The sequence below is a fragment of the Virgibacillus necropolis genome (assembly GCF_002224365.1).
Taxonomy (GTDB): domain Bacteria; phylum Bacillota; class Bacilli; order Bacillales; family Amphibacillaceae; genus Virgibacillus_F; species Virgibacillus_F necropolis.
Genome location: NZ_CP022437.1, coordinates 918,407 through 942,369, shown reverse-complemented (window position 1 = coordinate 942,369; position 23,963 = coordinate 918,407). Strand labels below are relative to the sequence as shown.

At 35.6% G+C, this 23,963-nt stretch carries 17 protein-coding genes; 3 read left to right on the top strand and 14 right to left on the bottom strand.

The window, feature by feature from the left end; genetic code table 11:
• The first annotated feature begins 11 nt into the window (after positions 1 to 11).
• Positions 12 to 1,385 carry a PTS ascorbate transporter subunit IIC gene (locus tag CFK40_RS04415; protein WP_089530943.1) on the top strand — a complete coding sequence of 458 codons (1,374 nt, stop codon included), beginning with the start codon at positions 12 to 14 and terminating at the stop codon, positions 1,383 to 1,385.
• A 263-nt stretch (positions 1,386 to 1,648) separates the two neighbouring features.
• A complete protein-coding gene (gene tkt, locus CFK40_RS04410) occupies positions 1,649 to 3,640 on the top strand; it encodes a transketolase (protein ID WP_405196583.1) in 1,992 nt (663 codons plus the stop codon).
• A gap of 167 nt (positions 3,641 to 3,807) precedes the next feature.
• Here the strand turns inward: tkt (CFK40_RS04410) and CFK40_RS04405 are convergent, their stop codons facing one another.
• The 13 genes from CFK40_RS04405 to CFK40_RS04350 all read right to left on the bottom strand — a co-directional run bounded on the left by CFK40_RS04405 (position 3,808) and on the right by CFK40_RS04350 (position 20,831).
• Complete coding sequence (locus CFK40_RS04405) at positions 3,808 to 4,770, bottom strand: ParB/RepB/Spo0J family partition protein (protein WP_089530939.1); 963 nt, start codon at positions 4,768 to 4,770, stop codon at positions 3,808 to 3,810.
• 299 nt (positions 4,771 to 5,069) lie between these two features.
• Positions 5,070 to 7,070 (bottom strand): transketolase, encoded by a 2,001-nt coding sequence (tkt, locus tag CFK40_RS04400; RefSeq protein ID WP_089530937.1) that lies wholly within the window; start codon positions 7,068 to 7,070, stop codon positions 5,070 to 5,072.
• Between the two features lie 22 nt (positions 7,071 to 7,092).
• Entirely contained in the window at positions 7,093 to 8,367 is a 1,275-nt protein-coding gene (locus CFK40_RS04395; RefSeq protein ID WP_089530935.1) for a PTS ascorbate transporter subunit IIC, read from the bottom strand.
• 30 nt (positions 8,368 to 8,397) lie between these two features.
• Complete coding sequence (locus tag CFK40_RS04390; RefSeq protein ID WP_089530934.1) at positions 8,398 to 8,676, bottom strand: PTS sugar transporter subunit IIB; 279 nt, start codon at positions 8,674 to 8,676, stop codon at positions 8,398 to 8,400.
• The gene (locus tag CFK40_RS04385; protein WP_161493825.1) at positions 8,673 to 10,640 is read right to left on the bottom strand and encodes a BglG family transcription antiterminator; all 1,968 of its coding nucleotides are present in this window, start codon (positions 10,638 to 10,640) and stop codon (positions 8,673 to 8,675) included. Before CFK40_RS04385 ends, CFK40_RS04390 begins: the two co-directional genes overlap by 4 nt.
• 652 nt (positions 10,641 to 11,292) lie before the next feature.
• Positions 11,293 to 12,477, bottom strand: a complete 1,185-nt coding sequence (locus CFK40_RS04380) for a MalY/PatB family protein (protein ID WP_089530930.1) — start codon at positions 12,475 to 12,477, stop codon at positions 11,293 to 11,295.
• Between the two features lie 20 nt (positions 12,478 to 12,497).
• Entirely contained in the window at positions 12,498 to 13,508 is a 1,011-nt protein-coding gene (locus CFK40_RS04375; RefSeq protein ID WP_089530928.1) for a PTS fructose transporter subunit IIC, read from the bottom strand.
• 14 nt (positions 13,509 to 13,522) lie between these two features.
• Positions 13,523 to 13,831, bottom strand: a complete 309-nt coding sequence (locus tag CFK40_RS04370) for a PTS fructose transporter subunit IIB (protein ID WP_089530926.1) — start codon at positions 13,829 to 13,831, stop codon at positions 13,523 to 13,525.
• Positions 13,832 to 14,308, bottom strand: coding sequence for a PTS sugar transporter subunit IIA (locus CFK40_RS04365; protein WP_089530923.1), 477 nt, complete (start codon positions 14,306 to 14,308; stop codon positions 13,832 to 13,834).
• Between the two features lie 13 nt (positions 14,309 to 14,321).
• Complete coding sequence (locus tag CFK40_RS04360) at positions 14,322 to 16,292, bottom strand: BglG family transcription antiterminator (protein WP_089530921.1); 1,971 nt, start codon at positions 16,290 to 16,292, stop codon at positions 14,322 to 14,324.
• Positions 16,293 to 16,453: 161 nt separating this feature from the next.
• Positions 16,454 to 16,630, bottom strand: a complete 177-nt coding sequence (locus tag CFK40_RS20900) for a hypothetical protein (protein ID WP_161493824.1) — start codon at positions 16,628 to 16,630, stop codon at positions 16,454 to 16,456.
• A 225-nt stretch (positions 16,631 to 16,855) separates the two neighbouring features.
• On the bottom strand, positions 16,856 to 18,799 hold the full coding sequence (locus CFK40_RS04355; protein WP_089530920.1) for a PTS fructose transporter subunit IIABC: 1,944 nt from the start codon (positions 18,797 to 18,799) through the stop codon (positions 16,856 to 16,858).
• A 109-nt stretch (positions 18,800 to 18,908) separates the two neighbouring features.
• A complete protein-coding gene (locus CFK40_RS04350; protein WP_089530918.1) occupies positions 18,909 to 20,831 on the bottom strand; it encodes a BglG family transcription antiterminator in 1,923 nt (640 codons plus the stop codon).
• 595 nt (positions 20,832 to 21,426) lie between these two features.
• Here CFK40_RS04350 and CFK40_RS04345 point away from each other — a divergent pair.
• Positions 21,427 to 22,341, top strand: coding sequence for a LysR family transcriptional regulator (locus tag CFK40_RS04345; RefSeq protein ID WP_089530916.1), 915 nt, complete (start codon positions 21,427 to 21,429; stop codon positions 22,339 to 22,341).
• A gap of 58 nt (positions 22,342 to 22,399) precedes the next feature.
• Here the strand turns inward: CFK40_RS04345 and CFK40_RS04340 are convergent, their stop codons facing one another.
• On the bottom strand, positions 22,400 to 23,857 hold the full coding sequence (locus tag CFK40_RS04340; RefSeq protein WP_089530915.1) for an APC family permease: 1,458 nt from the start codon (positions 23,855 to 23,857) through the stop codon (positions 22,400 to 22,402).
• Positions 23,858 to 23,963 lie beyond the last annotated feature (106 nt).

Sequence of the window (23,963 nt, the reverse complement as noted above, 5' to 3'; positions counted from 1 at the left end):
GGTGGTTAATGATGGATGGCTTTGTTTCGTTATTAGTAGATATTTTAAGTGTACCAGCAGTATTAGTTGCGATCATTGCTTTTGTTGGTCTTCTTATCCAAAAGAAGTCTGCTAGTGAAATAACCAAAGGCACGACGAAAACGTTTCTTGGATTTATTGTATTAAGTGCAGGTGCAGCGGTTGTATCAGGATCACTTAAACCGTTCGGTGAAATGTTCCAAGAAGCATTTGGTGTTCAAGGAGTAGTTCCCAATAATGAAGCAATAATTTCTATTGCAATTGAAGAATTCGGAACCACAGCAGCGCTAATTATGTTTTTCGGCATGATAGCAAATATATTACTAGCTCGTTTTTCAAACCTTAAATATATATTCTTAACTGGTCACCATACCTTTTATATGGCCTGTTTTTTAGCAATAGTCTTAAGCGTTGCTAACTTTAGTGGAATGGTTTTAATTATTGTAGGATCAATTGCATTAGGTATTATTATGGCAATCTTTCCAGCTATGGCTCAACCAACAATGCGTCGAATTACAGGCAATGATAATGTAGGTTTTGGCCATTTTGGAACGGTTGGTTATGTAGCATCAGCAGGTATTGGAAAACTCTTTAAAGGATCAAGGTCTACAGAAGATATTAACTTTCCTAAAGGATTAAGTTTTCTAAGAGATAGTTCCGTTAGTATATCACTTACGATGACCATCATTTATATTCTAGCTGCTTTATTCGCAGGGCAAACTTTTATTGAAAATAACATTAGTGGCGGTACGAACTACATCGTCTTTTCTATTATACAAGGTGTGACATTCGCCGCTGGTGTATTCATCATTTTATCAGGTGTTCGATTAATCTTAGCGGAGATCATACCAGCATTTAAAGGAATATCAGAAAAGCTAGTTCCTAATTCCAAGCCGGCATTAGATTGTCCAATTGTCTTCCCATTTGCTCCTAATGCTGTTTTAATCGGCTTTTTCTCTAGCTTTATTGCAGGGGTCCTAGGAATGTTTGCCCTTTTCTTTACAGGAGGAGTCGTTATTCTACCAGGTGTAGTACCTCACTTCTTCTTAGGTGCAACGTCCGGAGTGTTTGGTAACGCGACTGGTGGAGTAAAGGGAGCTATTGCTGGTTCATTTGTAAATGGTCTAATCATCACATTCTTACCAGTGCTTTTCTTACCACTCCTAGGGGATTTAGGTAATGCTAGTACAACTTTCTCAGATACAGACTTTCTTGTAGTAGGTATTGTACTTGGTAACGTTGGTAAATTCTTAGGTCAACCAGGTGTTATTGCAACCATTATCCTTGTGTTGATAGCTTCCATAGCTATTAAAAGTAAGCTTGGTAAAAAGTCTCACAGTGAAAATGATCTTGAAAAAATATCTTAAAAATAACGAGGCCGCTGAAAAAGGTTAAATATAGTACAAAATAGGTGGATCTACCATCGCATCTTCGAATATACTGCGCTTTCCGCGGGCGAGTGCCGAGCCTCCTCGGACTGCCGTCCTACGGGGTCTCGCCGATCTCTTGCTTCCCGCAGGAGTCTCCGTATATTCGAGATGCTAAGTTAAGGTGAAAAGTTAAATTTTTAAAATCCATCACTTTTTCAGTGGCCTCAAAATAACTAGGAGGAATTTGTTTGAATACATCAATCTCATCTATATCCGAACTCTCAGTAAACACGATTCGTACACTTACCATTGATAGTGTAGAAAAGGCGCAACATGGGCATCCTGGCATGCCCATGGGAGCTGCCCCTATGGCTTACGCACTTTGGAAAAAAGTAATGAATATAAATCCAAAGAATCCAAATTGGTTTAATCGCGATAGATTTATTTTATCAGCAGGGCACGGCTCCATGTTATTGTATAGTTTATTACATCTCTCTGGATATGATTTATCGATGGATGAATTAAAGCACTTTAGACAATGGGGAAGTAAAACACCAGGACACCCAGAGTACGGAATTACACCAGGTGTAGAAGCTACCACTGGGCCACTGGGCCAAGGTATTCCTGTAAGTGTTGGAATGGCTTTAGCTGAAAGACACCTTGCTGAAAAATATAACAGAAATGATTTTCCTATTGTTGATCACTATACCTATACAATTTGTGGAGACGGGGATTTAATGGAAGGTGTGTCAAGTGAAGCTGCTTCTTTCGCTGGACACCTTAAACTAGGACGTTTAATCGTTTTATATGATTCAAATGATGTCAGTCTTGATGGAGAACTTAGTCTTTCATTTTCCGAGGATATTGAAAAACGATTTGAATCATACAATTGGCAAGTTCTACACGTTGAAGATGGAAATAATATAGAAGAAGTAGAAAGAGCGATTAAGGAAGCAAAGGCGGAGGATAGTCGCCCAACTATTATAGAGATAAAGACTACCATTGGATATGGTTCTCCCTCACTACAGGGTACAAGTGATGCACACAGTGATCCAATAGGAAAAGAAGAAATTGAACGAACAAAAAAATTCTATAAGTGGGAAAGTAAAGAAGACTTTTATGTACCAAATGGAGTTTATGAAGACTTTCACTCCATTATTGAAAACGGGAAAACAAAAGAAGATGAATGGAACGAATTATTTAATCGCTATAAAGAAGAACATCCCACATTAGCGAATGAGTTATTTAGAATTGTGAAAGGTGAACTTCCAGAAGATTGGGAAGGCAATTTACCTTCTTATAAAGAAGGAGATACCCTAGCCACTAGAGTTGCATCAAGTGATACGTTAAATGCATTGGCAGAGACTATTCCCGAATTAGTCGGTGGCTCAGCCGATCTAGACTCTTCTACAAAAACAAAACTAAAAAAGTTTGCTGATCTAAACAGTGAGAATTATGCTGGTAGGAATATATGGTTCGGAGTACGAGAATTTGCTATGGGTGCTATTGCAAATGGTTTAGCGCTTCATCATTTACGGCCATTTGTAAGTACATTCTTTGTTTTTTCAGATTATTTGCGTCCAGCGATTCGGTTAGCTGCACTTATGCAAGTACCAGTAACTTATGTCTTTACCCATGATAGCGTAGCTGTTGGTCAGGATGGCCCTACTCATCAACCAATAGAACAGTTAGCTTCATTTAGAGCAATGCCAGGGATTTCTGTCATACGACCAGCAGATGCAAATGAAACAAGGGAAGCATGGAAAATTGCTGTACAGCAAACCAATAAGCCGACGATGTTGGTATTGGGAAGACAAGGATTACCAACTATTAAGAATTCAGATACATTGGCGACGCAAGGTGTTCAACGAGGTGCTTATGTCATTTCCAAGGCTACAGAAAATCCTAGTGGAATACTTATTGCCTCAGGGTCTGAAGTCCAACTAGCAATAGAATCTCAAAAACTATTAGCAAATGAAAACATTTTTGTAAACGTCGTTAGTATGCCATCTTGGGATCTTTTTGAGAAACAACCACAAGAATACAAAGAAGAAATTTTACCAGAACAAATCCAAACAAGACTTGCAATTGAAATGGGTTCCAAGGTAGGTTGGAACGAGTTTGTCGGAAGCAACGGATCTGTAATGAGTATAGATAGTTTTGGGGCTTCAGGTCCTGGAGAAGAAGTCATTAAGGAGTTTGGCTTTACTGCTGAAAATGTAGTTAATCGATTTAAAGAATTATTAAATTAAATGATAAAGTAAACGGAAGGTATTCTCTGACTTAGAGGATACCTTCCGTTTATTTCTTCGGTCGCATTTCTTCATTTCCTCTCTTTGTTTATTTATGTTTAAGTATGTTCTGGAATTGGCCCCACCACGATTAAATTGGATTAATCATTAAAAATTTATCGTATAATTTAATGTTCCAACCTGTCACTGAATTCATCTTCAGGATTTTCACGAAGTTGATCTTTATCGGGAAAAGAAGACCATTTTATTGGAGGTTTTAATGTTAGGATTAAGTTTCTTAGCGATTTAATCAGTTGATCTTTTTGCTTATCAGATAAATAGTTCACGTAGTATCTATTTTTAAATACCTTTTCAATTCTCGTTATCAAATTTAAATTTAAATTATGCATGAATGTATGACCGCTTTTAGTGTGTCCAGCTTGTAAACTATTCTCATTGACAACTTCTTTCACAGTTTCATAGTCTTTAGATTGCTTCTCAATTACCTGATCAATACACTTTTTTATATTTTCTTCTGCTATCTCCTCAAAAGCTTTTTCTCTCGTAGCTTTTTTTAAGACATCAACAGTGGTTTTATTGATCTGCCTATCAATATATTTATTAGCAATATAATTCTTGTTTTCTTCGGTTAAATTAAGATTATGAATATCAGTAAATGCATGCCTTCCCGCACCTGCTTGTTCTCCTCTCCTAATCCAATCAGGATTAATATCCAACCCACGTATATATTTAGTTATAGTCCTTTCTGTTACATTACATAGACTTGCAATTAATTTTGCATCATATTTACCAGTTTCTAATAATCGGTTAATCATTCTTTCCAGCTGGTATGCCGTTCTCTTCCTGGTGTGCAGTTCTATACCTAATCTCTTAACTATTCTTTCCTCTTCTGAAGATAGCTTTTCTATACTACATTCGGCATTTATCTCCCCCAGAAATTCAAGGGCATAAAAACGCCGGTAACCATCTACTAAAATATAATGATCTTTACTTTCCTCCTCCACAATTAAAGGTACTCTTAATCCATGTCTATTAATGCTTAATTCTAGACTCAAATCCTTTTCCTTTTTCCGAAAGTTAGTTTCTAACCCTATTTGTGAAAGTTTAATCTTCTTTTGTTGATCGCCCATGTTGAATCACCCATTTCGTCTTTGTATATGGGTATTCTGTTTACACATTGTCCTATTACAAAAATCTACAAATGCAGATATGCGGTCTTACCATTTTGATGAAACACAATATGTTAAGGCCTAATTTCAGTTCTACTTGCCGTGCTGTCACATGAACTAATTCATTATTTTTAATACAAGTAAGTTGCCATTACTATTAGTCATAAAACAACCAGGAATAAAGTAAAACTACTACCTTATCCCTGGCTTAGATTAAAAATAAATAACATTAACTTTTTCAGCATCCATAAAACATCGAATTATTGGTTCCTTTCAAGCATTGTTTTATATATATGAACTATATTTTCCGAAGTAAATCCGAGCTTTTCAGCCAATGCGTTGCCGTTGCCGGATTCCCCAAAGTCATCTATACCCCATATTTCTCCCTTAGGACCAACGTATTCCCTCCATCCGATTGGAGAACCCATTTCAACTACTAATTTATTGGTAATCACAGGAGGCAGGACCTGATTCTTATAATCCATATCCTGTTGATTAAAAAGCTCCCAGCTGGGCATACTAACCACATTTATTGAAACTCCGTCTTTTTCCAATAGCTGTTGTGCTTTCAGCGCTAGTTCAACCTCGGATCCTGAAGCGATAATGATTCCAGATAGTTCGTCTTTTCCTTCTGATATAATATAAGCTCCCCGCTTAACTCCTTCAACAGATGCATGTGGTAATACAGGAACATCATGTCTACCTAATATAATAGCTGTAGGTGTACCCTTGGAATTTATTGCAATAGACCAGGCGGCTTTAGTTTCGTTAGCGTCCGCAGGCCTAATGACATTAAGATTAGGCGTAGCTCTTAATGAAGCAAGTTGTTCCACAGGTTGGTGAGTTGGCCCATCCTGCCCAAGCATAATACTGTCGTGTGTAAACACATATGTTACTGGTCTATTAATAATAGCTGACATTCGAATAGCTGCTTTCATATAATCAGCAAATACCAGAAAGGTTCCTGAATAACCTTTTACTCCTCCATGCAATGCAAGTCCGTTTACAATTGAGGCCATGGAGAATTCCCGTATTCCAAAGTGAATATTCGGTCCCTTATAATCACCTTTTGTCATAAACGTATTTCCATCTATCGTAGTTTTATTAGACGATGCTAAATCAGCCGAGCCGCCTATAAGAGAAGGAATTTGCTTAGCCAATGAATTCAGTACCTTACCAGATGCAGCTCTTGTTGCCATCTTGTCTTCAGTAAATTCTAGTTTAACATCTTCTATTTCCACCTTATTATCCATACTGTCTATAAACTGTTTAGCAAGCTCTGGATATTTACCCTGATAATCCTTAAAACGGTTATTCCAATCTTTTTCAACCTCACTGCCTTTAGAGACTATTTCAGCAAAATCTTCTTTCACTTCTTCAGGTATAAAAAATTTCTCTTCATGTAGCCACTTATAAGCTTGTTTAATTAGTTTAGATTCATCGTCACCAACTGGATTACTGTGAATAGCAGCTGTTCCTCCAAAATTTGGTGACCCAAATCCGATAATATTTTTCACTTCAATTAATGAAGGTTTATTCGTTTCTGTTTTTGCTGAATCGATTGCCTGCTGTACGGCACTAATATCATTGCCATCTTCAACGTATAACGTTTGCCATCCCATTGCTTCGTATTTCTTTTGTACATCTTCGGTATTTGAATCTGAGACAAAACCGTCTGAACAAACATCATTGGAATCGTATAGAACGATTAACTTGCCTAAACCCAAATGACCTGCTAGAGACATCGCTTCCTGGGCAACCCCTTCCATTAAGTCTCCATCTCCGCAAATCGTATAGGTATAATGATCAACAATAGAAATATCTTCTTTATTATAAGTATGGGCTAAGTTTCTCTCAGCAATAGCAAACCCAACTGTTGTAGATATTCCCTGTCCTAATGGTCCTGTAGTCGCTTCTACTCCTGGGGTAACATCTACCTCTGGGTGTCCTGGGGTAATACTTCCTAACTGTCTGAATTCCTTCAAGTCTTCAATGGAAACATTATAACCACTTAAGTGTAAAAGTGTATATAAGAGAATGGATCCATGTCCAGATGTCAAGATAAATCGATCTCTATCGTACCATTTAGGATTTTTCGGATTATGCTTCATAACGTCTTTAAACAACTTATAAGCCATCGGTGCTGATCCAAGAGGCATTCCCAAATGCCCATGCTTCGCGTGCTCAACACTATCAATTGATAATGTTCTAATAGTTGCAATGGATAATTCTGCTACGTTTTCCTGTGTTAACGTCTTCATAATTAAACATCCTCTCTATAATTTAAAATATCCCTAGAATCAATTTACCAATATAGTAAACCAGTATCCCGACTATCGTAAAATCAGTTTCCGGAAATGCTGTTCCTGATAAACCTATATCTGACATGATTGGATAAATTAGCGCAGGTCCAATTGCTATAAGAATTCCAACTACAAAGCTGCCGACAACTGCTCCCTTCCAACCACCAGTTGCATTACCAAACACCCCTGCAGTTGCACCGATAAAAAAGTATGGCACGGCTACTGGGATTATTACAGAAACATTAAGAACTCCAAACACAAACATACAGATTAGGCCGCCAGCATATGCAGAAAGAAATCCAATTACCGTCGCTGTTGGCGCGAAGGAGAATACAACCGGACAATCTAAGGCTGGTTTAGCGTTTGGTATTAACTTCTCAGAGATACCGACAAATGCATTGACAATTTCACCAAGAAGCATCCTAACACCAGTAATAATTACATAAAGTGCTGCTGCAAAAGTTAGCCCTTGCAATAATGGATATACTAACCAATGCATCCCACCAGATATACTTTCTACAAACGTTGGACCTGCAGCAAATGTTGCAATATAGAAGAAAACAACGATTGTTAAACTAACACCTACAACATAGTCCTTGAACATGGAGAGCCACTTGGGAAGATTTAAATTTTCCGTTGTATCTTCAGGCTTACCTACCTTTGATCCTATCCATCCTGAAATCGCATAACCAACACTTACATAATGCCCAAGTGCGATTTCATCATCACCAGTAACTTTTCTCATAAACGGTTGAGCAATGGCCGGAAAAATACAAGCAGCCAGCCCTAAGATAACACCACCAATTAGAACGATTCCGGTATTGCCAACATCTAGTGCTTTCATCATTACAGTTAATAGTGCTGCAAAATACAGATTATGCTGTCCAGTTAAAAAGATATATTTAAATGGCGTGATTCGTGCAAACAATAGATTAAAAAGAAAACCTAACAACATAACTAGAGATACGACGGTTCCAAATCTATCCTGGGCAAGCGCTGTAACAGCTTCTGCCAGTGGCAGCACACCATCTAAACTAAATCCTTCACTGAATAAATCTTGAAAACTATTAAGAGCTAAAACTGCTGCTCCAGATCCTACGGTGAATATTAAGAATCCCACAATCGTTTTTAGTGTTCCTGTTAATACCTCATCAAAGGGCTTTTTTTGCAAAAGCAAACCCATCAAAGCCATTAATCCGACTAAAATAGCCGCAGATCCCAGCAAGTCTATTGCAAAAGCTCTTATAAGCTCCATTATATATTCCCCCTCTTATTATATTTCCACTTATACATTTACCTCCAAAAACTCATTTAACTTGCTCTTTATTTCTTCTTTGTCCATCAAATTTTTAATACCTATCACATACTTAACTTTGTCTTTGACATCAGGAACCAAGTCTTCCAACGTGATGAGTAGGTCCCCCTTAAATTGATTAACGGCACTCAGGGTGTCATGGTGAACCTTGATAGGATAATTATTTTCTCTTACCACTTGCTCCACCTTTATTTTCAGCATCATGCTACTTCCCATCCCGGTGCGACATGCGACTAACGCTTCTTTCATACGTTGCTCATCTCCTTTTCTATTTTTTGAATATAATTTATAATTTCACTAGGATCCTGTGATTTTTCAATCATTCTATAAAAATCACTATCACCCAATAAATCTACAAGCTCGGAAATAGCTTTCAAATGAGTGGTATTATCCGTTGCACTCAGGCAAAAAATATATTTGACCGGATCATTTTCATCATTTCCGAATTCTACCGGACTCTCCAGGGTAGTCAGACTAATCGCTAATTCCCGTACCCCTTCTTCAGGCCTCGCATGAGGTAAAGCCACATTCTTTGTTATAACAATGTAAGGCCCACTCTCCTCTGCACTTGTTATCATGGCGTCTACATAATTCTCCGTAATTTTATTTTGTTTTACTAATGGAATGCTGCTTTTCCTGATTGCGTCTTTCCAATCCGTTGCGTTTACGTGTAGCTGAATCAATTCCGCATTAATTATTTCACTTAGCATGGGCTGCCTCCTTTCCCCATCTACATAGAGAATATTTGAAGTTAGTTTGTTTAATTCATTGACTATTTTTTTCGCGCTTCTAATGTCTGTATATTTATCTACAATCTTCAGCAAGTCTTCTACAGGATAATTATTTTCCATGAAAACTGAATTTCCCTTACTTTCATAGAAGTTTTTAATCAGATTAGCTTTTTCTATATTTGTCATAATTGGGCGCACAATAAACAATGGTTTAGAAGTTTTAATTAAATTGGTAGAAAAAATAACATCTATCTCATCCATAATAAAATCCAAAGCACCTATTGATACTGGCTTTAAAAATTCAATTTCCGGAAAAATACTTTTTAATTCTTTATAGATAATTAACGAAACCCCTGTACCATTTGGACAAATAATCGCTGCCTTCGTTTTAATTGTTCTTTCACTTTTGTTATTTTTAATTAACGTTGCAAAGTGAATCGTCAGATAGGCTAATTCATCGTCTGATACATGGTCCCCGCTAGGGAGACTAATGGGGTCAAAAATATCTTTTAATATTTTAAACAAAACGCTGTACTGCTCTTGTATTTTAGTTTTTAAAGGATTAACAATTGGGTATTGAAAAATAATTCGGTAATATGCTGGTCTGAAGTGGGCATAAATTTGCTCAAAGGCCTGCTCCTTATCCGTTAAATTGATCCCATAGGAAACTTCCAGTTTAAGAAATATTTTATAAACAAAATTTCTTAAAGAGTAGTAGCTTTCCGTCTTCTTGCTGCTATCTCCTGTAGAGTAGGAAAGTATTAATGAAGTTATAAAGTCAAGGTACTTATGATACTGATAGCCAGAACCCGACAGTTCCTGGATAATCGATTCCGCAACACGATATTCTGTTAGACGGTTTAAATTCATATTTTTATCTGTACAAAAATTTTTTTCTATATCAAGACCCCTGGCAAAAACAAAAGCAATTATATAATTTACCTCCAACAATCCATTATCTGAGAATATAACCTGATGCTTACTGAGTTGGTTGTTGATTAATGTACTCCATTCCTCTTGATGAAAACCCTCCTTTTCAAGAACAAATATTAAAAGACCTGTTCCCTGTTCTTTAGCAACCAAGTTGGCAACTAAAAGCATAGCCATATATCTGGCATCACTTTCTTTTCCTTCGATAAAGTATCCTCTTAGCCGGGTGTAGGAAATCTGCAAATTATGCTCTCGTAATCTATTGGAAAGCTTCTTCAAATCCTCATTCACTGTACCTCTGCTTACACTCAGCAGATTCATCAGATGGTATAATGAAACATCTTCTTGGCAGATAAATAAGTAAAAGTATAATACGATTTGTCTTTCCTGTTCAGTAAAAACCTGCACATTTTTCTCTTCTGCCAATCTGTTTAAAATATCATTAGAGGCATTGGTAGCATTTAAGATCATTAGACCATTTGTTCTATTCTGCTCGATTTCAAAAAAATTGTTCTCCTTCATCCAATAATTAATCTTTTCGAGATCATACATTACTTGCCTTCTCGTTAACGATGTTTTCATTTCCAAATCTTTAATTGTACAATTCGGGTTGCTCATAATTATTTCTAAAGTATTAAGTGACCTTTGCTCGAGCATGTGTATCCCTCCCTCCTATATTCATATTATATTTAAGCGCTTTCATTAATCAACACAATTTAAGTACAACTTTTGTCAGAATATTTAACAATAAGTATACGCTATTAATTTTATCCATAAGAAAAACGGGACATAGACCGGATACCACTGAAAATCCTATGATTTTCTAACACACTTAATAATTTGCATCAAAAAAAGCGACTAAAATTCACTATCTGAATTTGAAGTCGCCTTTTTATTGATTTATGTTCATTAATTAGTTAGATTTAACCCATTCGTTTCAATATTCTTTTTAGATTTATGGTAAAAATTTACAGTTTCCCTTGCATTTCCTCCTTGATGTACACACCACGGTGTGAAAGTGTAACCTTCAGTACCCTTAATCCAATACTAGGTACCACATTAATTTTAAAAAATCCTGTAGAAAATAACCCCCTATTCATTATGTCACTAAATATTTCCTCATAAAATTATCCTCCCCCAATTCAGAATAGTTCCAGGAGACAGGCACTTAAGATCAAATATCATAGGAGCTCCGTTTAAAACTCTATTGCACATAATCAACTGACTTCTTCAATCTTTCCAAACCCATTACTAATTTTTCTTGCGGACATCCAATATTCATTCTTAAAAAACAACCATCCTTTTGTCCGTAAACTTCTCCTGACATAATGCCAACTTTCCCTTTATTAACAAGAGCTTCCTGTAGTTTTTGATTTGTCACCTTTAACCCTGTACAGTCAATCCATGCTAAATAAGTCGACTCTGGTATATTAAACTTTAAGATCGGAAGTTCACTTTCTATAAAAGTCTTAACTATTTTCATATTTTCATAAAGATGGGAACGTAATTCATCAACCCAATATCCGGCCTGATTATACCCTTCTATTACAGATAATACACCGAAAATAGTTGCGCTTGAAACTCCATCACGATTCTTCATTAAGGCAATAAACTTGTCTTTTATCTTTTCATTTGGGATAAAAGCATATGATCCTCCTAAACTAGGAGTATTGAACGTTTTACTTGCTGATGTACAGATGAATACGTTTTCCAGATAATTATTTGAGACATCCGTTATCGGTACATATGAATGATCCTCATATACAATATCCATATGAATATCATCCGATATAATTTTTACATTATATTGTTCACAAAGATTCACAACTTTTACCAACTCGGACCTTTTCCATACCCTTCCTGTAGGGTTGTGCGGATTGCAAAGCAGTAGCACCTTTGATCTAGGATGAGATAATTTAGACTCTAAATCTATCAGATCCAGCTCATAGTGACCATCCTTATACATAAGCCGATTTCTGAAAAGATTACATCGTGAATTGCCTATTTGCTTAAAGAATGCATCATAAGCAGGTATTTGCAAAATAATATTGTCATTTTCCTCTGTTAAAATTTCAATTAACTTTGAAATGGAATAAACAACACTTGGACTATACACAATCCATTCTTTGTGAACCTTTGCCGAGAATCTTTTCTGATACCAATCAACGATTGCGTACTTAAATGTATCATGATTCCATCTAGTGTATCCAAATATACCGTGATCCGTGTGATCTCTAATTGTGTTCAAAATTTCAGGTGGCGCTTGAAAGTCCATGTCCGATATGGAAAAAGGTAAAATATCATTTCTTCCAAATCGATCTTCTATATAATCCCATTGTGTACTATAGGTACCTTTTCTATTGATTATTCGATCAAATCTATTATTCATACTAATCCCTCATCAAAGTTTTATTCAAAAGTAATTCCGACATCATCATTATCGTCAGCATCACTTTCTTTTCTTAATATCCCAACAGCTAATGCGATAATTACAACCGCTACAACTAGCCCTAGCAGTAACATAAGTGGCTGATAAACGAAAGGTAATCCCCAAATCCCTATTGCAGCTGGTATAGGTGATGAAGCACCTAATAATAACGCAAGTCCACCACCTATCCCGGAACTAATTGTAATGACAGGAATCACCTTTAATGGTGTTGCTACAGCATAAGGAATAGCTCCTTCCGTAATACCTAACGACCCCATAAAAGCTGCAGGAAATGCATTTCCTTTTTCTGATTTGGAAAATCTTTTGGGGAAAATTAGTGTTGCTAATGATAAGCCCATTGGTGCTGCCATTATTCCAACCCAACATGCGGCCATGGGAGCATAAATTCCTTCTGCTAACGTGGCATAGCAAAATGCCAATGCTATTTTATTTACTGGTCCACCCATATCAAAAGCCATCATAGCGGCAATAATAAATCCAAGAAATAACAAATTACTACCTTCTAGTGACACTAGCCAATTTTCTAGTCCTGTCATAGCAGGTTCTAAAGGAATAGAGATAAAATACATAAATAGTGCCGATGCTCCGACTCCTAATACCGGGATAATCATAATTGGTTTAATAACAGCAATATTAGGGTGCATTGGTATCTTTTTCAACTGATTAGTTATCCAACCAGCGAAAAAGCCAACTAAAATTCCACCAATGTAGCCTGTTCCAAGTTCGTTCGCAAACACACCACTGGCAAGACCAACTGCGATCCCCGGTCGATCGGCCATAGAATATGCAATGAATCCAGAAATCATAGGTACCATCATTCCGAGCGTCCATACCCCATAATTAATTAATTCCTTTCCAAAAGAGGTATCCACTCCTATAATTACTCCTAAGGAAAGCAATATTCCTCCAGCAACTACAATTGGAATCATGTATGAGACTCCAGTCATTAAATGCTTTTTTATATTTTTCATGGTTCACTCCCCCATTATTTCAATTTGTTTACAGCATCTTCAATCACTTTAGAAGAATTTTTTACCGCCGCTGCAACTGACGTTTCATGCACTTGCATGTCATTAAATCGACTAGCCTTTTCTATTTTTGTATCAATAGCCAAAATGACAACGTTTACATCTTTCAAGTCTTTAGCTTTTAATTCATTTTCTATCCCCATTGAACCTTGTGTTTCCACCTTAATTTTATACCCCATTTTTTTTGCGGCTTTCTCTAGACCTTTTTTTGCCATATAAGTATGAGCAACTCCTGCTGGGCATGCTGTTACTGCAACAATTTCCATTTACTTTCTCTCCTCTGCATTATAAAAAATGCTAGTAATAATTTTGTATATTTCTCTTTTAGTATCAGCTAATATCAATTTTCTTTTAAAATCATCTTCCATTAAATGTTCCGATAAATTTGCTAATAGTTTTAAATGTAAAGTTCCTTTCTGATTAGAAGGAACTGCTAAGGAAATAATCAATTTAACAGGCTTATTATCCATTGCTTCCCATTCAACTGGATTTTTCAATTTAATAACTGCAATAGTCGGCTTAATTACTCCATCAATTTTGGCATGAGGGATAGCAATTCCATCCCCAAAACCTGTGGTAGAATTCGCCTCTCTCTCCAGAAGCCCATTCAAGTAACCTTCTTTATCCCGCACTCGTCCCTCCTGATATACCATTCGGGCAACATCCTCTAATACATCCCGTTTTGATGGCGCACAATTATTTAATTCAATAAGATCCTCATTTATTATGTCAATCTCAGTCATTGGTGTATTCTCCTTATTTCATGGAATTTATCATTCCTATAAAATCATAAAAATTTTTTTGTTTACTCAACGTAAGAACGTTATCACTTGAATGGATAATATCATATAATCCTATAAATATTTCTTGGAATTTCGGCCGCCATTTTTCCTCTAACACAATTATAAAAATTATTGAAACATCCTCGCCCGCATTCCAAGGAATCTCATGTTCTAGAATTGCTGTGCATATGCATGATTGATTCATTTCAACTTCTAGAGGATGTGGAATTGCAACCATATTTCCAATCGCAGTTGAAGATATATTTTCGCGTGCTAGTATGGATTGCTTAATTTTGTCATTAATATACCCTTTATCTATCATCTTCTCTGTCAAAAACTGCAACGCTTCATGTTTAGTTGTAATAGTTAAGCTTTGAAAGAACAAGTCTTCTTTTATAAACTGACTAATACTTGAAGTTTCCCCCTCCAGTTTTGTCAAAGAACCTTTTATACTATCAATATCTGAATCATCCAAGATAGATGGTACTATTAATATAGGTATACTAACTTCCTCTTCTATAGGTACGGTCGTTAAAATTATATCTGGTTGCTGATTTGTTAATTCATCGATTTGGTGTAAAGCATAGGTTCCTATCATATAGTAATTTGAACCCAATATATGGGATAATTTTGTTAATAGTAGCTCTGAAGTAGCCATACCTGAAGCGCAAACCAATGCAATCTTTTTCTTCTTTGTACTCAATGTTTGTAATCGTTGCTTCTCAATAACAACTCCAAAGTGCAATGCTAGAAACCCTATTTCATTTTCATTAATTTGAAAACCTGTTTCTTTCATAATAGTCTTTGCAGAGACAACTCCCGCTTCAAAAGCCAAAGGATATTTAATTTTTATTATGCTTAACATGGGATTTCTAATATTCATGTTAAAAGACAAACGATGCAATAATTGCTTTAAATGTAATCCTAAGCTATAAACAAATTCCTTTTCTTTTTTTAAATCAATTTCTTTTATCCAAGAACCCACCTCATTAAGAATTTTATATGAAAGTTTATAAATGTCTTCCCCTAAATAATTTAATAAATCTGTTGGAATCCCTCCTGCTTGAGAAATCCTGTTACCAACTAAATGCATTGTCATATAAACAGTTTCATCTTGTGAAAAGGACATTTTGAACTCTTTACCTATGGCCTTCACAATTTCACCCGAAATCCTGTATTCGCCTTCATTCGTTAAATTGCTGAAATCCTCTGATTTTAAATCAATATACTGACCCGTCTTTATGCGACTAATTACAATAGCAATGTGTACCGCTATTTTTTTTAATGCGAAATCTGAAATAACCATATTTTCTTCATTTAAATAATACAAAATTGTACTTTTTATTTTTACTAAGTCACTATCGGAAATTATATAACTATTATTATTGATAAAACTCAATATTAATCTATCGTCTATTGCGGAGCTGTGAATTAAATAATCCGAAATACAAAAGCGTTTATTAAGCTCATGACCTTCAACATATAATCCTTTATTATCTTTGGAAATAGAAATATTATACTTATTTAAAATTAACTTCGCTCTTTGGATATCATTTTTTATAGTTGATTCACTAACATACAAATCCTCCACAAACGCTTGTATTTTTATGCTTTCGGGTGAATATAATAATTTCTTGATCATATACCTTACTCTATCTTCTGGCATTATCGGATTAAAATCATTATCTGAAAGCACATTTTCAAATTGATTTATTAATGTATTTAACTCCCCAGAGGAATTGCTTAACTTAAATCCATTACCCCTGCTTGAATCAATAAAAATGCTATATTCCTTAAGAATATGATTAAGATTCTTGATATCTTCCCGAACTGTGCGTGAAGTCACCCCCATCTTTTGTGATAAATGAATACTTGATAGATAATCATTTGTTTTGGAGAGTAATTTCAATGCTTTTAACATCCTCTTATTTAAATGAGCAAGCAATATACTCCCTCCTTGTTATATAATTATAGTTTGATTGTGAAAATTAGGACATACAATTTATTTCCTTAATCGATAGGAAATAATTAATCGCTTCAATCTACACATAAAAAAAGTTAATACATTCTTGATCTAATAAACAAATATTTTACCACGCTATTACACTAAATATGTGACACTACAAAATTAGCAACACCAAAGATCTGATATTTTTTTACCGTATATGGCAATATAAAATTTATACCTTTAATAACATCCAATGATGCTTCATCAACTACAACAGTAGTACTACCTTCTACAACACTAACCTGCAAAAAGTCACGATCTAATTTTCTGATCACTTTACCATGCAATTCCCAATGATAAACAGTAAAATATTTTTCTTCTATTAGCTTCTTAGCTTTCTAGCAGTCAAATTACCAACAATTCTTCACTCAGCTCACTATGGCCATTTGTGATAACACTTGGTCCATTCGGATAAGCAGAGATAAAACCCATTAATCCTTTGATTTAGTTTATCCTATCTTAAGACCTTACCAAAAAAAGAGAGCACATGGCTCCCTTTCTTAATTAATCGTTTCCAATAGTTCATAAGCTTCTTCCTTAGATGCAACATTCAACAATTGATTTCTGAAATTCTCATCCATCAATCTACGTGATAGCATCTGTAAAATTTTCAAATGTGCATCTCCAGCACTTTCTTTCGGTACGGCAATCATAAAAATAAGTTTCGCATCTGTGCCGTCCATGCTTTTCCAATCAACACCATCACGTTTGATCCCAAATACAACTGCTGGGCGTTTAACTGCTGATGACTTCCCGTGTGGAATTGCAATATTCATCCCAAGCCCTGTAGTACTTTCGTTTTCTCGAGCTAGGATTGCCTGTTTAAATTCCTGTGGTGAACTTAATAGTTCAGATGTATCCAGTTTGCGAATTAGCTCATCAATAACTTCACCCTGGTTGCTTCCAGTTAGATCCGTATCGATTAAGTCAATGCTCGTGATATCCGTTAGTTTGTTAATTTCAATCGTTACTGGTTCTGCTACAACCTGTTCTTCTACTTCCGCTGAATCTAACTCACTCTCCTCTGATTCAGCTTCCTGTGTATCATCTATATTACTATTTTTTTTCAACATATTAACCATCACTGCAGTAACAATCGAACCAACAATTGCGGCAATAAAGAACATCAACACGTTATCGACTGCACCTAATACCGCTACGATTGGTCCACCGTGCGCTACTCGATTTCCTACACTTCCGATCATTGCAATAACTGATCCAACCATGGAACCAACCATAATACTTGGAATAACACGTATCGGATCTTGTGCTGCAAATGGAATTGCACCTTCTGTAATTCCAAACAGTCCCATCGTAAATGTAGCTTTTCCTGTCTCTCTTTCAGTAGACCGGTATTTTCGTTTATTCATGAATGTAGCTAGCCCCATTCCAAGTGGTGGAATACAGATAGCAACGGCAATCGGCCCCATTATTTCATAATTTCCTTCTGCAATCATAGCAGCACCGAATAAAAAGGCTACTTTATTAAAGGGGCCACCCATATCAACTGCGATCATCGCTCCTAAAATAAGTGCTAACAGAATAGAACTTGTTCCTTGCATTCCTTCAAGCCATGTTGTTAGTGATTCGAAAACTTGTGCAACAGGGGCACCAACAACGAATATAAACAACAATCCAACAATTAATGAAGCAACTATCGGAATAAATATGATTGGCATTACTGGCAGCATCGCTTTAGGTACTTTAATCTTTTTGATTGCCAATGTTACATAACCAGCTAGGAAACCAGCGATAATCCCACCAATAAATCCTGCTCCAGCTTCACTTCCGTAAAAACTTCCATTTGCTGCGATAAATCCTCCGATTATACCTGGTGCAAGCCCCGGGCGATCAGCAATACTTACCGCGATAAACCCGGCCAGAATAGGAACCATAAAGCTAAATGATGCAGCACCGATGCTTTCAATTTGTTTCCAGAATGAACCGTCAGGGATAACAATTCCACCAGGTGTCTGTTCCCCACCGAGCGTTAACGCAACCGCGATCAATAATCCACCGATCACGATGAATGGAATCATATAGGACACACCATTCATCAAATGTTTATAAATTGGATTTTCTTTTTCTTTACGCTTTTTCTTTATCTCATCAGCTGATTGTAATTCAGCTTTATATACCGGAACATCTCCACTTTTTACTCTGTTTATTAATTCTTCCGGTCGCCGTATTCCATCTTGCACACCCGTTACAAGCAATTTTTTACCAATAAAACGCTCTTTAGAAACCTCTTTATCACTTGCGATAATAATGCCATCTGCTTCTTCTATATCTTGTTCCGTAAGTCCATTTTCCACTCCAATGGAACCTTGTGTTTCAACTTTTATATCAATGCCCATCTCTTTGCCTGCTTTTTGCAGATTTTCAGCAGCCATATACGTATGAGCTATGCCAACTGGACAAGCTGTAACAGCTAATATTTTCATGATGTTTCCTCCCGCTATTATATATAATAAGCAAACGCTTTCTTCTATTATATACCTAGCATGTCCATTCAATAATTTTCATTTTTACCAGAGCTATGGTAAAAATGAATTATTTATCAAGAAGGATTAAAATGTCAGATGGATCGTTTGCTGCTGTTATAGCTTCGACTAGCATTGGCTGGTCACTGAACGATGCTATTTGCTGAATAAGCTCCTTTGTTGGATTATCCCTTTCATTCGAAACTGCCAGCATAAAAACAATCGAAACCATTTCATCGCCCCATTCAAGTGGTTCTGCTAAAACAGCTACAGCAACGACCGAGTGTTTTACCAAGCTTGGGCTTCCATGAGGTATTGCTATTGCCCCACCAATCGAAGTGGCCGAACTTTTTTCACGAAAAAGTGTACTATGGACAAATTCTTTATCTACAAACCCTTTCTGAAAAAGCGCATTCGCAAGCTTCTCGACAACTTTAAAACGATGTTCCGAATCTACGTTTAGATAAATTAAATCCCGATTGATTAATTTAGAAAGATAGGAATTTCCTTGATAATTCGTTGCCTCATTTTCTGCTTGATGAAAGAATTGCTCTAATTTATTTTTATCCTTTGCCTCTAGAAGCGGCGAAATAACGATATGTGACACAGTAACGTTTTTAAGGGGAACAGTTGAAATAATAAAATCAACACTGTTATGGTTAATAAATTCACTTACCTCTGTTTTTCCAATACAGTCTAAAATAGTAATACCTTTATAATTCTGTTCAAGCTTTGCCCGCAGTAAATGGGACATACCAATCCCCATGTGACAAACAATAAGAACACTTTTATTCGTATCTTTCTTTTTCTGTAACCTTTCGATAGAAGCTTGAAAATGTAGAACTAAATAAGCTGCTTCATCTTCCGGAATAGTTAAATGATAGGATTCATTCATATCCTCTAACGTTAGCACGACCATGCTAAACATGTACGGGTACATCTTCTTAATATCGGATAGAAGCGGATTTGTAATTGGAAAACCATATGTTAACCGGTTTATGACAGTATCCATATGTACCGTCAGCCCGTCCATTAACACCGAATCTTCCTCAAAGTTAATCATTGTCAACTGCTTTAACTTCGATGTAATTTCCGTAGTAATCCTAGCTAAATTATCATTTAATCCTAAAAAACGGTTGGATTGATCGTCTGTTTTCTTACAACTAATTAAATGCCAGGTGAAATAAATTAACTCTTCCTCAGGAAATGAAAGGCGAAATGCATATTCCAATTGGTTTAGAAAGTCTTTCGTATACTGATATTCATTTGTTTGATAGATCGATTCCTTTTTTGAATCAGGTATAGACACAGTTGATCGTTGCCGCGTTCGTTTAATCATGATAAGCGCATGGACAAGAAGGCTTTCCATTGCTCCATCAGTAAATGCAACAGAATAGTTATGCTGCAAATCCATTAATGCCTTTTTTACAGTTGTTATTTCATATGGCAAAAATAAATCAATTACATAATTCATATTACCTGGAACAGGAGCAACAAGCTGTGATAAATGTGCTAGTGCACTGCGTTTATTCAATTCCGTACCAGTAATCGTATTCCCCAATCGCTGTTTCGACACGAGCATTAGATCAAAACGATCCAGCCATTTCGTAACTTTCTCCAAATCCTTTTTAATAGCCGTCTTATGAATATAGTATTGCTCTGCGAATCGTTGCAAGCTGATTGGTTTATCACTGACCAATAACTGATAGGTCATTTCAATGATCCGCTCTTCCTCCGATTTAGATCCTTTAGAAAAAAGTAACTGAAATAACTGTGACCGTTCTCCAGAATCTATTTCAAGATACACACCTAGACCTGGTTTACGAATAAGACTTGCGCTCGGATATGGCTTTATAAACTCCTCAATATGTTTAAGATCGTTACGCACTGTTTTCTCCGAACAATGAAGTCGCTTAGAAAGATCCTGTACGAGCAAAGCTACGTTCTGATCTAACAATAAAATATGTAATAGTTCCTTTTGTCTATCATTCATGGTTACACCTACTCATTTTCCGATCGAAATTTATTGTTATGCTATATCTTACCATTAGATTTGCTTCATTTATATAAATCGAATCAAAAGACCCACGCATCACCTTTTCAGTTTGGGCGGGTCCTCTCTTCTATTGTACCTATATTACAGCAACTACCAAACATTCGGCTTGAAAAGCTGGATACTTTTCCACTGCTTCCTCTTCCCATTCCAATTTTCGCTCCCTCGATATTCGATATTTAACAATGGAAGAAGTTTTAACGAAAAATCAAATGACATGGTTCATATTGGCTTCCAAGATACTTTAATTTGATATTCCACACTGGAGGAGCCACAATCTTTTACGAACTAAAGCTCCGATAATTTCTTCGAGCAAAACAGCCAAGTTTAGTAAATACTTATTTTCATTAGAAAAGACGGGTTAATTAGTCACGGAAATCAAAAATTGAATAACAAGAAAATATAAACTATAATTAAAAATAATCAAATAACAAAAATAAGAAACTATACATTGAGTTTATTAACTATTGATCCATTAAGATTTTTTTTAGAGATATAGCCTGAAGTATTTACATTATACGTAGGGGGAAATTATATGCAAATTGAACAATTACAATACATAGTTTCTATCTCAAGGTACAATTCTATTTCTGAATCAGCTAAAAACCTCCATATTTCACAATCGGCACTCAGTCAATCTATATCTAAATTAGAAGAAGAATTAGGATTAAAAATTTTTTATCGTTCACGCTTAGGAACATTTCAAACAACTGAAGGAAAGCAAATTATTACTTTAGCCACAGAAGTATTAGAAAAAATAAAATGTATTATTGATAAGGCTGAAGAATATAAAAATCCAGATAGCCATGAACTAAAAATTGGATTAGTTTCTGGATTATATCTACCTTTCTTATCCACTATCATTTCGCTATTAAGGAGTGACTTTCCAAAATTAACTATCACATTAATTGAAAAGGGTTCTATTGAAATTATCGATGCAATTTTGGATGAAGAGTTAGATATTGGGATCTTGGCACTTTATGAAAATACGTTGAGAAAAAAAGAAAACATTCATTTTGAAATCTTATATGAAGAAAACATGTATGTGTTTGTTAATGAAAAATCACCATTAACATCTTTCAGTTACTTAACCCCCCAACAATTATTAAATCAATCGTTCGTGATGTTTAATGGAGAGTACATGAACTGGTTCTTTAAAAAATTCACTAATTATTATGGAGATGTAGAAGTTCTATTTACATCTAGTAATAGCGAGACGATTATGGATGCTGTACGAAAAGGTTTAGCTATTACAATAGAAACTAAAATGGAGCTAATCAATAACCCGTATATAAAAAGTAAGGAATTAATTCCTATTCCATTACGTGAGCATATATTTGAAAAAAACCATTTAGGGATTGTAACATTAAAAGAAAACTCCACTTCCGTTGAACGTAAATCATTTATTAAACTTCTAAAATCTAAATTCAAAGACATGGTAAAGAATTAGTATTCATGAAAAAAAATCGGTATCTCTAGTGAAAAGAAATACCGATCTTATCATTATTCTATTCCTCTGAAGAATCTTCAAATAATAACTTCCTACGCTCCGCTTTTTCTATTTTACTCTTGTGAACATTCTTAAAGTATAAAACAAAGATAACTATTAGCATACTAGACAAAACAAACAATTCTGGAACTGTTAAACCGCCCAAAGGGTTCAACGGAGTATACAGTAATAAGAAGATAATTAGTGATACAATAGAAAGCACTCCTACCGTTCTCCCAAATGGTACTTTATAAGGTCGATCCATTGTAGGCGCTTTCTTCCTAAGGTTAATAAAAGAAACCACAACTAACACCCATGAACATATCATCATGAACCCAAAAATATTTACAATACTAGTAAAAATTAATTGACTTGTTCCCAAAAGTGCTCCAGAACTACTTATTATAAAAATTAACATTATTGATTTATACGGCGTTTTATTTTTTGGATGAAGCTTTGAAAACCCTTTTGAAATATACTTTGCTCTTCCAAGCGCAAATAGTACCCTGCTGGCTGCTAAATAAGCAGCATTCCATGACGTCAACATTCCAATCAATGCAGCAAGAGCAACAAACAGTTTTGGATAAGGTGAGCCATTAAAAATATTTACTAATGATTCAAGTACTACAACTTGAGCTGTTTCACGAGTAACCACATCAGCTGAAAATGCAGTTCCAATAATAATTAAAATATAAAACAGCACACTTGCCCAAACGGTAGCAATTACTAACTTACCTATAGTTTTAGGTTTAACATTTGCCTCTTCTGCTGTTTGTGCAACAACATTAAAACCTGACATAAATCCAGGTACCATTAAAAGAGTTAATGATAAACCAGTTAAGGATGTAAAAAGCGGCTGAGCATTTGATATTTCACCTAAACTAACACCCGAAACTACATAAAACACTGCCGCGAATAATAATACAGCTACTGTAATAGTTTGAAATGCCTTTGAAAATTTTACACCCCTGAAATTTAAATAGGCAAAGAAAAAATTAAAAAGCACGCAGACAAGTATATAAGATACATAAATTTTTTCTCCACCAACAGCGTATAACTCTCCTATTTTTGGCAATGGGAGTCCTAAGGAATTAAGAATTACAGGTAACATTATAGTTTCAACCACAATTAAAGATAGAAAACCTAATCCAACAAACGCTCCAGCTATAAAAGCCCATCTATCCCCCAGCCCTTCAAAAGTGTAAACAATATCTCCACCTGCTCTTGGCATAGAAGAAGCTAATTCAGCATATGCAAGCCCAACTAACGTACACAAGATTCCACCTATGACAAAGGCCATTACGCCCCCCAGACTTCCTGGCACAGTAGACCATATTCCGGCATAGATCACCCATGACCATCCTATTACTACACCAATACCAATAGATAAAACATCCCATTTACTTAATTCCTTTGATAATGAACTACCAGGTTTATTTTCATTAGTTGGCATAACTTTACGTTCAGTTAAATTCATTATTCATGTCCCCTTATCATTAAAATTAACATCTTAATAAAGACTGTAAGGATCATAGACCTTCTTCTAAATTGAATAGTAACCTCATTTTATTATTCAATTTTAA

Coding starts and splice junctions, on each gene's coding strand:
- CFK40_RS04385 (WP_161493825.1), bottom strand. CDS start 10,640: ATGTATGATCTCGAAAAGATTAATTATTGGATGAAGGAGAACAATTTT.
- CFK40_RS04355 (WP_089530920.1), bottom strand. CDS start 18,799: ATGAAAATATTAGCTGTTACAGCTTGTCCAGTTGGCATAGCTCATACG.
- CFK40_RS04370 (WP_089530926.1), bottom strand. CDS start 13,831: ATGGAAATTGTTGCAGTAACAGCATGCCCAGCAGGAGTTGCTCATACT.
- CFK40_RS04415 (WP_089530943.1), top strand. CDS start 12: ATGGATGGCTTTGTTTCGTTATTAGTAGATATTTTAAGTGTACCAGCA.
- CFK40_RS04390 (WP_089530934.1), bottom strand. CDS start 8,676: ATGAAAGAAGCGTTAGTCGCATGTCGCACCGGGATGGGAAGTAGCATG.
- CFK40_RS04405 (WP_089530939.1), bottom strand. CDS start 4,770: ATGGGCGATCAACAAAAGAAGATTAAACTTTCACAAATAGGGTTAGAA.
- CFK40_RS04380 (WP_089530930.1), bottom strand. CDS start 12,477: ATGAATAATAGATTTGATCGAATAATCAATAGAAAAGGTACCTATAGT.
- tkt (WP_089530937.1), bottom strand. CDS start 7,070: ATGAAGACGTTAACACAGGAAAACGTAGCAGAATTATCCATTGCAACT.
- CFK40_RS04340 (WP_089530915.1), bottom strand. CDS start 23,857: ATGAATTTAACTGAACGTAAAGTTATGCCAACTAATGAAAATAAACCT.
- CFK40_RS04345 (WP_089530916.1), top strand. CDS start 21,427: ATGCAAATTGAACAATTACAATACATAGTTTCTATCTCAAGGTACAAT.
- CFK40_RS04365 (WP_089530923.1), bottom strand. CDS start 14,308: ATGACTGAGATTGACATAATAAATGAGGATCTTATTGAATTAAATAAT.
- CFK40_RS04375 (WP_089530928.1), bottom strand. CDS start 13,508: ATGAAAAATATAAAAAAGCATTTAATGACTGGAGTCTCATACATGATT.
- CFK40_RS04395 (WP_089530935.1), bottom strand. CDS start 8,367: ATGGAGCTTATAAGAGCTTTTGCAATAGACTTGCTGGGATCTGCGGCT.
- CFK40_RS04350 (WP_089530918.1), bottom strand. CDS start 20,831: ATGAATGATAGACAAAAGGAACTATTACATATTTTATTGTTAGATCAG.